Raw genomic sequence first — 14,179 nt, 5'->3', positions numbered from 1 at the left:
GTTGGTGCCGAGAGAGGGAGTCGAACCCTCACGGTGTCACCACCGGCGGATTTTGAGTCCGCTGCGTCTACCAATTCCGCCATCTCGGCTTGAGAGCAACTATTATAGGAAAGAAATGAGACTTTGCCAAGAGCTCGATCGGCTCGATGCCTACGATTTTCCGCTTCCGCCCGAGCGGATTGCCCGGTACCCACAACCCGAACGTGACGCGAGCCGTCTGCTCGTCGTCGGCGAAGAACGTTTCGACGACCGAACGTTCCGCGATCTTCCTGCGCTGCTCGTACCCGGCGACCTCCTGGTGCTCAACGACAGCCGCGTGATCCATGCCCGCCTCTTTGGCCACAAAGCGACGGGGGGCGAAGTCGAAGTGCTCTTCGAGCGGCTGATCGGGGAAAAAGAGGCGCTCGCGCTGGTGCGCGCCAGCAAGTCGCCGAAACCCGGAACGACGTTACACCTGGCGAAGGCTTTTACCGTCGAAGTGGTCGATCGCCATGGCGACCTCTTTCACGTGCGACTGCGCGACGACGGCACCTTGTTCGACTGGATCGAACGCTTCGGGCAACTGCCGATCCCCCCCTATCTCGAGCGTCAGCCGGAAGAGACCGACGAAACCCGCTACCAAACCGTCTTTGCGCGCCATCCGGGGTCGGTCGCTGCGCCCACCGCGGGGCTCCATTTCACCGAGCCACTTCTTGCGCAATTGCAAAACCAGGGGGTGGGGCTGGCGTGGGTCACCTTGCACGTCGGTGCAGGCACTTTTCAACCGGTTCGCACCGAGCGGGTGAGCGAACACCGCATGCATGCCGAACGCTTCGTCATACCCGAAGCCACGGTCGAAGCGATCGCGCGCACGAAAGCTGCCGGCAAACGGGTGATCGCGGTAGGCACCACCGCGATGCGCACGCTTGAAGGGGCCGCACACCACTGGGGCAGGCTGCGCGCTGGACAGGGCGAAACCGACCTCTTCATCCGACCGGGCTTCCGCTTTCAGGTGGTCGACGCCCTCATCACCAACTTTCACCTCCCGCGTTCGACCCTCATCATGCTGGTCGCAGCGTTTGCCGGCTACCAGCGAACGATGGCCGCGTACCGGCACGCACTCGCAGGCGACTACCGCTTCTTCAGCTACGGCGACGCGATGTTCCTGCCGCAACGCTACGACACGGATTGGGCGCCGCATGAAACCCATTGACCCCAGAAGCAAACAGCAGAAGCACGGTCCGATCGCTGGCGTTCCCTGCCACGAGACACACTGGAAAGCGCACCGATGAACGATCGACCCCCTTACCCTGACGTTGGCACACCATGCGAACCGGTGCCCTTGCAACGCGTACCCACCCTCCCAAACGCTGCGCAACCCCAAGACCTACCGGATGCGCCAGACGCAACGGACGCGCCAACTCCGCCACCGCGCGCCGCTTTCACGCTGCTTGCCCGCTCGGGGGCGGCGCGGCGCGGACGGTTACGCCTACGCCGCGGAACCGTCGAAACCCCCGCGTTCATGCCGGTGGGCACCTACGGCACCGTCAAAGCGATGACCCCAGCGATGCTCGAAGCGATCGGTGCGCAGATCATCCTGGGCAATACTTTCCACCTCTGGTTGCGCCCGGGTCTGGAGGTGATCCAGCGCTTTCAGGGACTCCACCGTTTCATCGGTTGGAACCGCCCCATCCTCACCGATTCGGGCGGCTTTCAGGTTTTTTCTTTGGGCGCGCTGCGTAAAATCAGCGAAGAAGGGGTTCGTTTCGCCTCCCCGATCGACGGCAGCAAGCGGTTCCTCACCCCCGAAGGCGCGATCGAAATTCAGACGGTGCTTGATTCGGACATCGCGATGGTCTTCGACGAATGCACGCCCTACCCCGCGACCTTCGACGAAGCGGCGGCATCGATGCGCCTTTCGTTGCGGTGGGCCCGGCGCTGCCGAACCGCATTCGACCAGCAGGAAAACCCCAATGCGCTTTTCGGGATCGTGCAAGGGGGCATGTACGAGCCGTTACGCGACGCGTCACTGGCCGGATTGCTGGAGATTGGCTTTCACGGCTACGCCATTGGCGGTCTTTCGGTGGGCGAACCCAAAGCGGAGATGGTCCGCATCCTGGCCCATACGGCACCGCAGCTACCGGAAAACCAGGCGCGCTATCTGATGGGCGTGGGCACGCCCGAAGACCTCATCGTGGGCGTACAGCATGGGATCGACCTCTTCGACTGCGTGATGCCCACCCGCAACGCGCGCAACGGCCACCTCTTTACCCGATACGGGGACATCAAGATCAAACAGGCGCGCTACCGCCACGACACCGAACCCCTCGACCCGACCTGTGACTGCTATACCTGCCGCCATTTCAGCCGCGCCTACCTGCACCACCTCTTCCGCGCCGGCGAAATCCTGGGGAGCATCCTCAACACCGTGCACAACCTACGCTACTACCACAACCTCATGGCGGAATTGCGCACGGCGATCGAACACGACACCTTTGCCGAAACCGCTGCGCGTTTGCTGCGTGACCGGCAGGAGGGAAACCGCGCTTGAACCTACCACTGCCGGTTGTACTACCGATTGCACCGCTTACCGCTGCCCGCTTCGGTTTGCAGGCGGGAGCGCACGAACGCAGACCGTTACCGCGCCGAAACGCACCGATTACGCTTTCACGTCGACGGTGTTGCCCAAATGGGGCGGGTTGCTCGGTTGCGGCAACGCGGCCAAAAGCGATAGCGCCGTCTGCTCTTGCACGTCGTTGATTTTCTTCAAGACGGCGGTTTGAATCGCAGTGGTCACTTGATTTTGCTGCATCACGCTCGCGATCTGGGTCACGTCCATGGTATCCATCGTCTGCTCCTGCGCCCTGGGCGCTTTTCATTCTATTGGGTTAACGGCAGAAATGCCAATTACTTGAGCTATTTGAAGACACGCTCGCGAAAACAAAAAAAATCCCACCCCCAATGGGAGTGGGATCGTGATGAGGTTCGGTACAGGACCTCAGACCGATCAGAAGTCCATGTCACCCATGCCGGCACCCGCAGCCGGCGCAGCGGCTTTCTCATCCTTCGGCGCTTCGGCGATCATGCACTCGGTAGTGAGCATGAGGCCAGCGACCGACGCGGCGTTTTGCAGCGCCGAGCGGGTGACTTTGGTCGGGTCGAGCACACCCATTTCGATCATGTCACCGAATTCGCCGGTTGCGGCGTTGTAGCCATAGTTGCCCTTGCCTTCGAGCACCTTCGCGACGATCACGCTCGGCTCTTCACCCGCGTTCGCGACGATCTCGCGCAGCGGCTGCTCGACCGCGCGAAGCACGATCTTGATCCCGGCTTCCTGGTCGGGGTTGTCGCCCTTGAGCCCTTTCGCGACCGCCGCTTCACGGGCACGCAGAAGCGCCACGCCACCACCCGGCACGATCCCTTCTTCGACCGCGGCGCGGGTTGCATGCAGCGCGTCTTCGACGCGCGCTTTTTTCTCTTTCATTTCGACTTCGGTCGCGGCACCGACTTTGATCACCGCAACGCCACCCGCGAGCTTCGCGACACGCTCTTGCAGTTTTTCGCGGTCGTAGTCGCTCGTGGCTTCTTCGATCTGCACGCGGATCTCTTTGACGCGCGCTTGGATCTTCGCCGGGTCGCCCGCACCGTCGATGATCGTGGTGTGCTCTTTCGCCACTTCGACACGCTTGGCTTGACCCAGATCTTCGAGGGTCGCCTTTTCGAGCGAAAGACCGACCTCTTCGGAGATCACGGTACCGCCGGTGAGGATCGCGATGTCTTGCAGCATCGCTTTGCGACGATCACCGAAGCCCGGCGCTTTGACCGCGCAGGTCTTGAGGATGCCGCGCAGGTTGTTCACCACGAGCGTGGCAAGGGCTTCGCCTTCGACGTCTTCCGCGATGATCAGGAGCGGCCGGCCCGCTTTCGCCACTTGTTCGAGCACCGGCAAGAGGTCGCGGATGTTGCTGATCTTCTTGTCGTGCAAGAGGATGTAGGGGTTGTCGAGCACCGCGACTTGCTTGTCGGGGTTGTTGATGAAGTAGGGCGAGAGGTAGCCGCGGTCGAACTGCATCCCTTCGACCACTTCGAGCTCGTTTTCGAGACTCTTGCCGTCTTCGACGGTGATCACCCCCTCTTTGCCCACTTTGTCCATCGCTTGTGCGATGATCTCGCCGATCGAGCTGTCGGCGTTCGCCGAGATCGTACCCACTTGCGCGATCTCTTTGGTGGTCGAGCAGGGTTTGGAGATCGCTTTCAGCTCTTCGACGATCGCGGTCACCGCCTTGTCGATCCCGCGCTTGAGGTCCATCGGGTTCATCCCGGCGGCGACGTACTTCATCCCTTCGCGCACGATCGCTTGTGCAAGCACGGTAGCGGTGGTCGTCCCGTCACCGGCGACGTCAGCGGTCTTCGAGGCCACCTCTTTGACCATCTGCGCGCCCATGTTTTCGAACTTGTCTTTGAGTTCGATCTCTTTGGCAACGGTGACGCCGTCCTTGGTGACGATCGGCGCGCCGAAGCTGCGCTCGATCACGACGTTACGCCCTTTCGGCCCCAACGTGGTTTTCACCGCATTGGCAAGGAGGTTGACCCCTGCAACCAGGCGTTCACGCGCACTGTCGTGGAATTTGACTTCTTTGGCTGCCATTGTTTCTGCTCCTTCGTGATTGGGTTGGTTTCGCGTTTTGATGCGTTGCCCAACGGATTACGCTTCGATCACTGCCATGATGTCGTCTTCACGCAACACCAGGAGCTCTTCGCCCTCGACCTTCACGGTCTGGCCCGCGTATTTGCCGAAGAGCACTTTGTCGCCCACTTTCACCGCCATCGGGCGTTTGCTGCCATCGTCGAGAATCTTGCCGTCCCCCACGGCGAGCACTTCGCCCTGATCCGGTTTCTCCCCAGCGGTATCGGGGATCACGATCCCACTGGCGGTTTTGCGTTCAGCTTCGATACGTTTGACGACGACACGGTCATGCAACGGACGCAGTTTCATGACAGACCTCTCCTTTTTCCTTGTGACACAGTTTTCCCAGCGGGTGGAGTGTTGTTAGCACTCGCACCTAACGAGTGCTAATGATAGGGTAGGCGCACAAAAAAATCAAGGGGGCAATCGCCCCCTTTGCGTATCGATCGGGATCGGCTGGCGCAACGCCTGGCTCTAGCGGGCTCGTCAGCCGCATGCGGCGGCTTTCAGGAACGCATTTCGCGATGGTATTGCGCGACGCGTTCGACCTCGGCTTTGGAACCGAGCACGACACCGACCCGTTGATGGAGTCGTTCGGGCACGATCTCGAGCAACCGCCGTTCGCCGTCGGTACCCATACCCCCTGCCTGCTCGACCAGAAACGCCATGGGGTTGGCCTCATAGAGCAGCCGCAATTTTCCCCCCTTCGCCTGGGTCTTGCGATCCACCGGGTAGAGGAAGATGCCACCGCGCGTGAGGATGCGGTGCATGTCGGCCACCATCGAACCCACCCAGCGCATGTTGAAGTCGCGCCCCCGCGGCCCCTCTTTACCCGCGAGGAGTTCGTCGATATAGCGGGTTACCGGCGGAAACCAGTGACGGCGGTTGCTGGCGTTGATCGCGAATTCGGCCGTCTCTTCGGGGATCGTGATCGTTGGTTTGCTCAAAAACCACGCGCCAAACTCGCGATCCAGGGTGAATTCGTGCACCCCGTGCCCAAAAGAGAGCACCAGTTGCGCCGTCGGCCCGTAGATCGCGTACCCGGCCGCTACCTGTTGCTTGCCAGGCTGAAGGAAATCGGCTTCGGTGGGGCACCCTTCTGGCCGTGGATTGCGCAACACGCTGAAGATGGTTCCCACCGAGATATTGACGTCGATATTGGACGACCCATCCAGAGGGTCGAAGAGCAGGAGATAGCCACCGCGCGGGTAACGCTCCGGTATCAGGCAGATGGTCTCCTCTTCCTCAGAGGCCATCGCCGCAAGGTGACCGCCCCAGGCATTGGCCTGAAGCAGCAGCTCGTTCGCGATCACATCGAGCTTTTTCTGCGCTTCGCCTTGGACGTTGTGACTTCCTGCTTCGCCGTGGATTCCCGCAAAGCTCCCTTTGCCGATCGTTACCGCGAGCGCTTTCGCGGCGCGTGCGACCACTTCGATCAACAGGCGCAAGTTCGCGTCGAGCTTGCCTTCCCGTTGCGCTTCGATCAGGAACTGCGATAGACTGATGCGCTCTAACATTTTGCCCCCTTCGTGGGTAAAACGTTATTATCCGTCAGAGGACGCCAAACCATGCACCTCGTCATCATCGGCGGCGGCGTGATCGGGATCACGACCGCATGGGCGTGTCGCCTGCGCGGCTGGGACGTCACCGTGATCGAAGCCAACGAGACGCTGGCGCGCGGCGCCTGTTACGCGAACGGGGCGCAGATCTCGGTGAGCCACCCCCACCCGTGGTCGAGCCCGCAAGCACCGCGCATCGCAATGGAATCCCTCTTCAACCCGGACGCTCCGTTTCACTGGAAACCCAAATGGGATTGTGTCGAGGCACGGTGGCTCGCGCTCTTTTTGCGCGAGTGTCTCCCCGAGCGGCACCGGCGCAATACGCGTGCGATCGCCGCGCTGGGCACATTCAGTCTGTCGGTACTGCGCCGCTGGCGCTCCGAGTTGGCGTTGCAGTACGACGCGGTGACCCGCGGAATCCTCCACCTCTTTTTCGACGAAAAAGCGTGGCAGCACGGCCAAGCGCACGCCGCCGAGTTGGCCGAACTTGGTATTCGCGCGGTGCCCTGCACGCCAGACGAAGCGATCGCAATCGAACCGGCACTCGCGCCCCATCGGGATCGACTGTACGGAGCGCTCCACGCCCCAGACGACGAGAGCGGTGACGCGCACGCCTTTACCCTCGCTCTCGCGGAACGGTGCGCGGCGGCGGGCGTCACGATCCGCACCCACACCCCCGCGATCGGCTGGCAGTTTCGTGCCGACGGTCAAGCGCGCTTGCGCATCCATGCGCGGGAGCCCCACGCGGCAACGGAAACGACCCTTGAAGCGGACGGCTACGTTTTGTGTGCAGGGGTCGGAAGCCGCGCCCTGGCCCGTCCACTGCTTGGCGACGTTCCGATCCACCCCGTGAAAGGGTATTCGCTGACCCTTCCGATCCGCGACCCGGAGCGCATCCCAACGGTTTCACTTACCGATGAGTCCCATCGCATCGTCGCGTCGCGCCTGGGGAATCGTTGGCGCATCGCGGGGACTGCCGAATTGGCGGGAATGGACGACCGTCCCGATCCGGCGCGGCTTGTTTCCCTCTACCGTTGGGGACGACAGTGGGGCGGCGATGCCGTCGATTGGTCGCAAGCCGAAGAATGGGCTGGGTTACGGCCGATGACGCCCAGCGGTGTGCCGCTGATCGGTAAGACGCGTTACCGCAACGTCTGGATCAACAGCGGCCACGGGTCGCTTGGGTGGACGCTCGCCTGCGGTTCCGCCGAAGCGATTGCCGGGTTGATTGCGGGCGACCCACCCAGCGTCGCCTTTCCTTTCCTCACCTGACCTCGGCATGTTCAGGCGTGTCACTCTCAGTTGATGGTCATTTGACCCGTTTGAAACCGGGGCTGCCCCCTTTTCCGGGCGATTCGGGCGGCGTGTGTTTCTCGCCACCCGGCTCGTCGGCGGTAAACATTTCGTTGGGCAGCGCGATCCCGTGCCCCGTCTCTTTGGCAAAGAGCGCGACGATGTTTTCCGCCGGAATCCAGACGTCGAAGACCTGACCCGAAAAACGGGCCTGAAAACCGATCCCTTCGGGTTCGAACGTGAGGCCGTTGATCGCCTCCGGGCTGAGGTTCAGGACGATTTCACCGTCTCGGTCGTACCCTTTGGGAACGGTTGCACCGGCCACTTTGGCACTGAGGTACGGGGTGAGACCGTGGTCGACACACCACGACCACATCCCTTTGGCCAGATAGGGCTTACTGGAGGGCGGCAGCATCGGCTCAACTCCGCATCAATTTTTCGGCTGGCGAGAGCGCGTCGATGAATCCCTGGCGACTGAAAATCCGCTCCGCGTACTTGTGGATCACTGCAGCCCCTTTGGGCAGGCTGATCTGGTAATGTTCGAGTCGCCACAAGAGTGGCGCCATCGCGACGTCGATCATCGAATACTCTTCACCGAAAAGGAACTTTTGCCGCTCGAGGAGCGGCGCGAGCTGTTCGAGCTGCTCCGCCAGGTATTTGCGCACCCGCTCTTTTTCGCTTTCGTCTTCGCTCTCCTCCAGCACCCGCATATGGCGGAACATTTCGTGTTCCAGCGTCGCCAACAATTGCCGCGCGCGCGCGCGACCAACGGGGTCTGCGGGCATCAATTGCGGGTGCGGAAAACGCTCGTCGATGTATTCGTTGATGATATTGGGCTCGAACAGGATCAATTCACGGTCGACCAGGACTGGGACGCGACCGTAGGGGTTGATGCGCTGCACCTCTTCGCGTTTGTCGAGCAGATCGACATCGGTTACCTCGAAGTCCATGCCTTTTTCGAAGAGCACGATGCGGCAACGATGGCTGAAGGGATCGGTTGCGCTCGAATAGAGGTTCATCATCGTCAGCTTTCCTCCAATAGAAAACGCACCGCCGAAACGGTTCGGCGGTGCGACCAACACTTGGCGAGGAAGTTCCGCAGGGAACGTTCCCCGGCATGGAAATCAGTGGACGTCTTTCCAGTACGCCTTCTTCAGGAGATAGGTGAGGACGAAGAAGACCACCAGGTAGAGCATCACCCAGATGCCGATCGTTTTGCGTTTCTCGGCAACCGGTTCGCCCATCCACTGCAAGAACGAGACGAGATCGGCAACGGCCTTGTCGTATTCCGCGGGCGAAAGCAATCCGGGTTTGGCGAGCGACAGTTTGATGTGCTCGTTACCGTGTTCGTCCTTGCTCCTCTCCGCTACCTGGATACCTTGCAACTCCCAGAGCACGTGTGGCATCCCGACGTTGGGGAAGACGACGTTGTTCCATCCGATAGGACGGCTGTCGTCGCGGTAGAACGTGCGCAGGTAGGTGTAGAGCCAGTCGGCACCCGAATAGGAAAGCGTCTCCTTCTGACGCGCGATGAGGGTAAGGTCCGGCGGCGTCGCGCCAAACCACTTCTTCGCGTCTTTAGGACGCATCGCGATCGTCATCAGGTCCCCGACCTTCTCACCGGTAAAGAGCAGATAGTCCTTGATCTGCTGTTCGGTGAGCCCGATTTCGGTAAGGCGGTTGTACCGCATCATGCTCGCCGCATGGCAGTTGAGACAGTAATTGACGAAGAGCTTCGCCCCATGTTGCAGGTCGACCGGATTGGTGGAAACCGGCGCCTTGTCGATGTGGACGTTTGCCTCGGCGGCAAAGAGCAACGTTGGCGCGGCAGCGAGCACTGCCGCCGTTTTTTTGAGCCATGAAATCCAGTTCGTCTTCATTTCCAGGTCACCCTTTCCGGTTCGGGTTTGCACGGGTCGATCTTGCTATACCACGGCATCAACAGGAAGAACGCGAAGTAGATCACCGCGCAGATCTGCGCGACCAGGGTCCGCGTCGGGTTCGGCGGCAACACGCCCAGATAGCCGAGGATGAGGAACGCGATCACGAAGAGGGTGAGCGCGATCTTGAAGATCGGGCCTTTGTAGCGGATCGACTTCACCGGTGACCGGTCGAGCCACGGCAAGAACGCGATGATCAGCACCGCGGCGAACATTGCGACCACGCCCCAAAACTTCGCGTCCAACCCAAAGAGCGGGTAGGTGACGGCGCGCAGGATCGAATAGAACGGCGTGAAATACCACACCGGCGCGATATGCGGCGGCGTCTTCAAGGGATCGGCCGGAATGAAGTTGTTCGCTTCGAGGAAGTAACCGCCCCCTTCCGGCGCGAAGAAGACCACTGCGAAGAAGACGATGAAGAAGCCCGCCACCCCGACCATGTCTTTGACCGTATAGTAGGGGTGGAACGGGATCCCGTCGAGCGGCTTGCCCGTAGCGTCCTTCTTCTTCTTGATCTCGATGCCGTCCGGGTTGTTCGAACCCACTTCATGAAGCGCGACGATGTGCGCCGCAACCAGAAGCAGCAGCACCAAGGGCACCGCGATCACATGGAGCGAGAAGAAGCGGTTGAGCGTCGCGTCCGAAATCACGTAGTCACCGCGAACGAAGACCGCCAGGTCTGGACCGATCACGGGAATCGCGGAGACCAGGTTGATGATCACCTGCGCGCCCCAGAAGGACATCTGACCCCACGGCAACAGGTAGCCCATGAACGCTTCGGCCATCAGCGCCAAGAAGATGAGTACGCCGATGATCCAGAGGAGCTCACGCGGTTTGCGGTACGAGCCGTAGAGCAGCCCGCGGAACATGTGGAGATAGACGACGATGAAAAACGCCGACGCGCCGGTGGAGTGCATGTAGCGGATGAACCAACCACCGGGCACTTCCCGCATGATGTATTCGACGCTGGCAAACGCCACCGGAACCCCAGCAGCGTTCAAGGTGCCGTCGGGCTTGTAGTTCATCACCAAGAAAATTCCGGTGACGATCTGGATCACGAACACCAGCAGCGCCAACGAACCGAAGAAATACCAGAAGTTGAGGTTTTTCGGGGCGTAATAACCAGTGAGGTGCCCCTCAATCGTGGACGAGAGCGGGAAACGCTCGTCGATCCACTGCAGCAAGCCGGATTTACTCGTCATGGTTCACTCCTGCCTCACGCTTTGTCTTCGCCGATCAGCACCTTCGTTTCCGTGAGGTACTTGTGGGGCGGCACGGGCAAGTTGGTGGGCGCCGGCATGTGCTTGAAAACACGACCGGCAAGATCGAATATCGAGCCGTGGCACGGACAGAGGTATCCGCCAACCCAGTCGGCGCTGATCCCGCTCGCCTCACCCACTTGGAATTTTGGCGACGGGGAACATCCGAGGTGGGTGCACACTCCTTCGACGATCAGGAATTCCGGTTTGATCGAGCGGTGCTCGTTCTTCGCATAAGGTGGCTGGATCGATTTTTCGGAGTCCGGATCCGCGAGCTTTTCGCGCACCGCTTTGAGCGACTCGAGCATTTCAGGGGTGCGGTGCAACACCCAGATGGGTTTCCCGCGCCACTCGACGACGATCATCTCGCCCGGCGGCACTTTCGAAATATCGACCTCGACCGGCGCTCCCGCCGCTTTCGCGCGCTCGGAAGGGGCAAAACTGGCGACGAACGGCGCTGCGAGCGCGACCGCGCCTACGCCTCCGACAACCGACGTTGCGACCAGCAGTTGCCGGCGATTGTCGTCCATCGGCTCGGCAGTATGTGTCATCGTTTTCTCCTCGGATGCCCAAATCTAAACGATTATAGCGCTGCTCGAAACGGAAACCAACCAGCGCCAAACGAAATGATGATATAGATCAACTCTGTTGATCGATGAGCGCGCGCCGATCGTGCCAAGCGTAGGCGATCGTTGCCGGATCGGCGTATTCCAGCTCGCCGCCGACGGGCACCCCGCGCGCCAAACGGGTGATTTTGCACGTGGGCACGGCCGCGGCGATTCGCTCGGCCAACCATTGTGCGGTTGCTTCTCCTTCGGCAGTGAAATTGGTCGCGAGCACCACCTCTTGGACTTCCGGTCGCGCAATGCGCGCCAGAAGTTTCTCGACACCCAACGCCTTCGGCCCGATGCCATCGAGCGGCGACAACCGCCCCATCAACACGTAATAGCACCCCTGAAACACGTGCGCCGCATCGAGCGCCTCGAGGTCCGCCGGGGTTTCGACCACGCAGACGACGCTGCGGTCGCGCGCGGGGTCTGCGCAACGCGCGCAGACCGGTGTTTCGGAAAAGGTGTTGCATTCGGCGCAGTGCACCAATACCTCTGCCGCGCGCGCCAACGCGCGCGCGAGGCGTTTTGCGGCAGCACGGTCGTGGTTGAGGAGATAGTGCGCGAGCCGCTGTGCGCTGCGCGGCCCTAAACCGGGCAGGTGCTTCAGCGCGTCGATCAATTCATTGAGTGCTTGGCTCATCCGCAACTGACCTCGACGGCGTTACGGTGTCAAAACGGTAGATTCATGCCCGGCGGCAGGGGCAGCCCAGCGGTGGCTTCCCCCATTTTCTCCTGCACCGTGGCTTCGGCACGGCGGACCGCGTCGTTGAACGCTGCCGCAATGAGGTCTTCGAGCATCTCGCGATCATCGAGCACCGAAGGGTCGATGGTGACGCGTCGCACGTCGTGCTTACAGGTCATCACCACCTTGACCAACCCAGCGCCCGACTGCCCTTCGACCTCGGTCTGCGCGAGCTCCTCTTGAATCTTTTGGATTTCTTCCTGCATCTTCTGCGCTTGGCGCATCAGACCCGAAATGGCCGCTTTGTTGAACATCGTCTTTTCCTCTCTTCACAACAACTGCGATTATCCCTCAGCGGAGCGTTCTGGCCAGTGCACCGCGTCGGGGTCGATTCTCAACCCCAGCCGTTCGCAGAGCACCTGAACGCCGGGGAGCTGGGATGCTTTGTCGAGTATCCGCCGTTTGCGTTCCGCCCAGTGCGCCGCTTCTTCTTTCGCCGGAGTGCCGGCGACGTCAGTAGCGGCCTCGAACCGCAAACGACGCTGCCATTTGCTGGGCGCTGCGGCAGCAACCGCAGATGCGACGCGCTGGGTCAATTCCGGCTTCGCCTTCAACCAGTGGTGTGCGAGTGCGTCGACCGCCATCGTCCAGGTTGTGCCGTCGTCGGCGACCACGGCACAATGCGACGCCAACGTTTGAGCCAACCCGTCCAGTTCGAGGCGCGGAAACAGGTCGAGCCACGCGCGGTTTGCCGCGCTGCTTGTCGCTGTCGGTTTGGCATCGTCACGTTGCCGCGGCGCCGTCTTCTGCGGTTGCGGCGCCGGGCGAAACGGCTTTGGGGGTTCGCTGCGCTCCTCGTTTTGAAGGGCCAGCGCAGGCGCTTCGACGGTTGTTGGCGTCGCTGGCTGTGGTTGCGCAAGGACCGGCTCTGGGGCCGGACCTGCGGGCACGGGCGGCGCATTGGGTTGCTGTTGCGGTGCGAACGCGAAGAGACGCAGCAGCACCATCTCGAGCCCCGTTCGTTCGTCTGGCGCAAGCGGCACGTCACGACGCCCATGCACGACGATCTGGTACGCCAACTGCACGAACTCCGGATCCCATTCGTGCGCGAGCGCTTCCAGACGCGCGTCTTCGAGGGGCGCGCCGCCGAATTGCCGACGGGCGACGCGGTGGATGAGTTGCGCCAGCGACGCCAGCACCGCATCCACCGCGACGCTTGTTTCCGCAAGCTGCGCTACGAGCGTGAGGTAGCGGTCGTTCGCGTGCGCGGACAACGCCGCAAGGAGTTCGATCAACACCGTTTCACTCACCAAGCCGAGCATTTCGCTCACCGCGGCTTCGCTCACGGTACCGGCGCCATAGGCGATCGCCTGGTCGAGCAGCGACAGCGCGTCGCGCATCGAACCGCGCGCCGCTTGGCCGATCCGTTGCAGCGCCGCCGGTTCGAACGGAATCGCCTCCTCGGTGAGGATGGTGGCCGCTCGGCTTGCGATCTGGGCCGCAGAAAGGGCACGCAAGTTGAACTGCAGACAGCGCGAGAGCACCGTGACTGGGATTTTCTGCGGGTCGGTGGTCGCCAACACGAACTTCACATGCTCGGGCGGCTCTTCGAGCGTTTTCAGCATCGCGTTGAACGCATGCCCCGTGAGCATGTGCACTTCGTCGATCATATAGACTTTGTACCGCCCGGCAACGGGTGCGTAGGTGGCTTGCTCAAGAAGTGCTGCCATTTCGTCGACGCCGCGGTTGGAGGCGGCGTCCATTTCGACGTAATCGGGAAAGCGGTCGGCGTCGATCGCTTGGCACGCCGCGCACGCGTTACACGGCTCGGCACCCACGCCGCGTTCACAGTTGAGCGCTTTGGCCAGGATCCGACTGATCGTGGTTTTCCCGACACCGCGCGTACCGGTAAAGAGATAGGCGTGGTGCAAACGTCCAGTGGTCAGCGCATGGGTGAGCGCACGTACGACGTGATCTTGACCGACAAGGGCGGAGAAATCACGAGGGCGCCATTTACGCGCCAGGGCCAATTGGGTCATAAGCGATCATCGAGTCAGACGGCGAGCCGGACCCCCGGCACTGGCAGGATGTGGTTAGGGCTGCTGCCTCCCGGCCCTGACCCGGTTCCCACGCTGCCATGCGGGGCGACCCGCCGCAGGGTGAATCATA

Annotated in this window: 15 protein-coding genes, 1 tRNA gene and 1 other RNA gene; 3 read left to right on the top strand and 14 right to left on the bottom strand. The window is 61.5% G+C overall.

What is annotated here, in order from left to right; genetic code table 11:
• Positions 1–2 precede the first annotated feature (2 nt).
• A tRNA-Leu gene (locus ACYQ4Z_RS00590) sits at positions 3–89 on the bottom strand.
• 26 nt (positions 90–115) lie between these two features.
• On the opposite strand from ACYQ4Z_RS00590, the gene queA reads away from it, so the two are divergent.
• Both queA and tgt read left to right on the top strand, forming a co-directional pair.
• On the top strand, positions 116–1,192 hold the full coding sequence (gene queA, locus ACYQ4Z_RS00585; RefSeq protein WP_217126275.1) for a tRNA preQ1(34) S-adenosylmethionine ribosyltransferase-isomerase QueA: 1,077 nt from the start codon (positions 116–118) through the stop codon (positions 1,190–1,192).
• 75 nt (positions 1,193–1,267) lie between these two features.
• On the top strand, positions 1,268–2,530 hold the full coding sequence (gene tgt / locus ACYQ4Z_RS00580) for a tRNA guanosine(34) transglycosylase Tgt (protein WP_219972351.1): 1,263 nt from the start codon (positions 1,268–1,270) through the stop codon (positions 2,528–2,530).
• A 108-nt stretch (positions 2,531–2,638) separates the two neighbouring features.
• On the opposite strand, the gene ACYQ4Z_RS00575 is transcribed toward tgt, so the two are convergent.
• From ACYQ4Z_RS00575 to ACYQ4Z_RS00560, 4 genes are all read right to left on the bottom strand, one after another.
• A complete protein-coding gene (locus ACYQ4Z_RS00575; protein WP_219972352.1) occupies positions 2,639–2,827 on the bottom strand; it encodes a YjfB family protein in 189 nt (62 codons plus the stop codon).
• A 159-nt stretch (positions 2,828–2,986) separates the two neighbouring features.
• Positions 2,987–4,627, bottom strand: a complete 1,641-nt coding sequence (groL, locus tag ACYQ4Z_RS00570; RefSeq protein WP_217126277.1) for a chaperonin GroEL — start codon at positions 4,625–4,627, stop codon at positions 2,987–2,989.
• 57 nt (positions 4,628–4,684) lie between these two features.
• Complete coding sequence (gene groES / locus ACYQ4Z_RS00565; RefSeq protein ID WP_119334404.1) at positions 4,685–4,975, bottom strand: co-chaperone GroES; 291 nt, start codon at positions 4,973–4,975, stop codon at positions 4,685–4,687.
• A 197-nt stretch (positions 4,976–5,172) separates the two neighbouring features.
• The gene (locus tag ACYQ4Z_RS00560) at positions 5,173–6,183 is read right to left on the bottom strand and encodes a class 1 fructose-bisphosphatase (RefSeq protein WP_438438594.1); all 1,011 of its coding nucleotides are present in this window, start codon (positions 6,181–6,183) and stop codon (positions 5,173–5,175) included.
• Positions 6,184–6,234: 51 nt separating this feature from the next.
• Between ACYQ4Z_RS00560 and ACYQ4Z_RS00555 the strand changes: the two genes are divergently transcribed.
• Complete coding sequence (locus ACYQ4Z_RS00555; RefSeq protein WP_459859749.1) at positions 6,235–7,497, top strand: FAD-dependent oxidoreductase; 1,263 nt, start codon at positions 6,235–6,237, stop codon at positions 7,495–7,497.
• Positions 7,498–7,534: 37 nt separating this feature from the next.
• On the opposite strand, the gene ACYQ4Z_RS00550 is transcribed toward ACYQ4Z_RS00555, so the two are convergent.
• The 9 genes from ACYQ4Z_RS00550 to ffs all read right to left on the bottom strand — a co-directional run bounded on the left by ACYQ4Z_RS00550 (position 7,535) and on the right by ffs (position 14,164).
• Positions 7,535–7,933 (bottom strand): stringent starvation protein B, encoded by a 399-nt coding sequence (locus ACYQ4Z_RS00550; protein ID WP_219972360.1) that lies wholly within the window; start codon positions 7,931–7,933, stop codon positions 7,535–7,537.
• A 4-nt stretch (positions 7,934–7,937) separates the two neighbouring features.
• The gene (locus ACYQ4Z_RS00545; protein ID WP_119334400.1) at positions 7,938–8,540 is read right to left on the bottom strand and encodes a glutathione S-transferase family protein; all 603 of its coding nucleotides are present in this window, start codon (positions 8,538–8,540) and stop codon (positions 7,938–7,940) included.
• 102 nt (positions 8,541–8,642) lie between these two features.
• Entirely contained in the window at positions 8,643–9,398 is a 756-nt protein-coding gene (locus ACYQ4Z_RS00540; protein WP_219972362.1) for a cytochrome c1, read from the bottom strand.
• The gene (locus ACYQ4Z_RS00535; protein ID WP_119334398.1) at positions 9,395–10,660 is read right to left on the bottom strand and encodes a cytochrome b; all 1,266 of its coding nucleotides are present in this window, start codon (positions 10,658–10,660) and stop codon (positions 9,395–9,397) included. Before ACYQ4Z_RS00535 ends, ACYQ4Z_RS00540 begins: the two co-directional genes overlap by 4 nt.
• A 14-nt stretch (positions 10,661–10,674) precedes the next feature.
• Positions 10,675–11,268, bottom strand: a complete 594-nt coding sequence (gene petA / locus ACYQ4Z_RS00530) for a ubiquinol-cytochrome c reductase iron-sulfur subunit (RefSeq protein WP_459859748.1) — start codon at positions 11,266–11,268, stop codon at positions 10,675–10,677.
• 88 nt (positions 11,269–11,356) lie between these two features.
• Entirely contained in the window at positions 11,357–11,968 is a 612-nt protein-coding gene (gene recR / locus ACYQ4Z_RS00525) for a recombination mediator RecR (protein ID WP_219972364.1), read from the bottom strand.
• A 29-nt stretch (positions 11,969–11,997) separates the two neighbouring features.
• The gene (locus tag ACYQ4Z_RS00520) at positions 11,998–12,324 is read right to left on the bottom strand and encodes a YbaB/EbfC family nucleoid-associated protein (protein ID WP_459859747.1); all 327 of its coding nucleotides are present in this window, start codon (positions 12,322–12,324) and stop codon (positions 11,998–12,000) included.
• Positions 12,325–12,354: 30 nt separating this feature from the next.
• Positions 12,355–14,049: a DNA polymerase III subunit gamma/tau gene (gene dnaX / locus ACYQ4Z_RS00515; protein WP_459859746.1), complete on the bottom strand. Its 1,695-nt coding sequence runs from the start codon at positions 14,047–14,049 to the stop codon at positions 12,355–12,357.
• Between the two features lie 17 nt (positions 14,050–14,066).
• An RNA gene (ffs, locus tag ACYQ4Z_RS00510) (signal recognition particle sRNA small type) lies at positions 14,067–14,164 on the bottom strand.
• Between the last annotated feature and the right edge of the window lie 15 nt (positions 14,165–14,179).

The organism is Hydrogenophilus hirschii (assembly GCF_054656675.1).
This window is presented reverse-complemented; position numbering and strand designations above follow the sequence as displayed.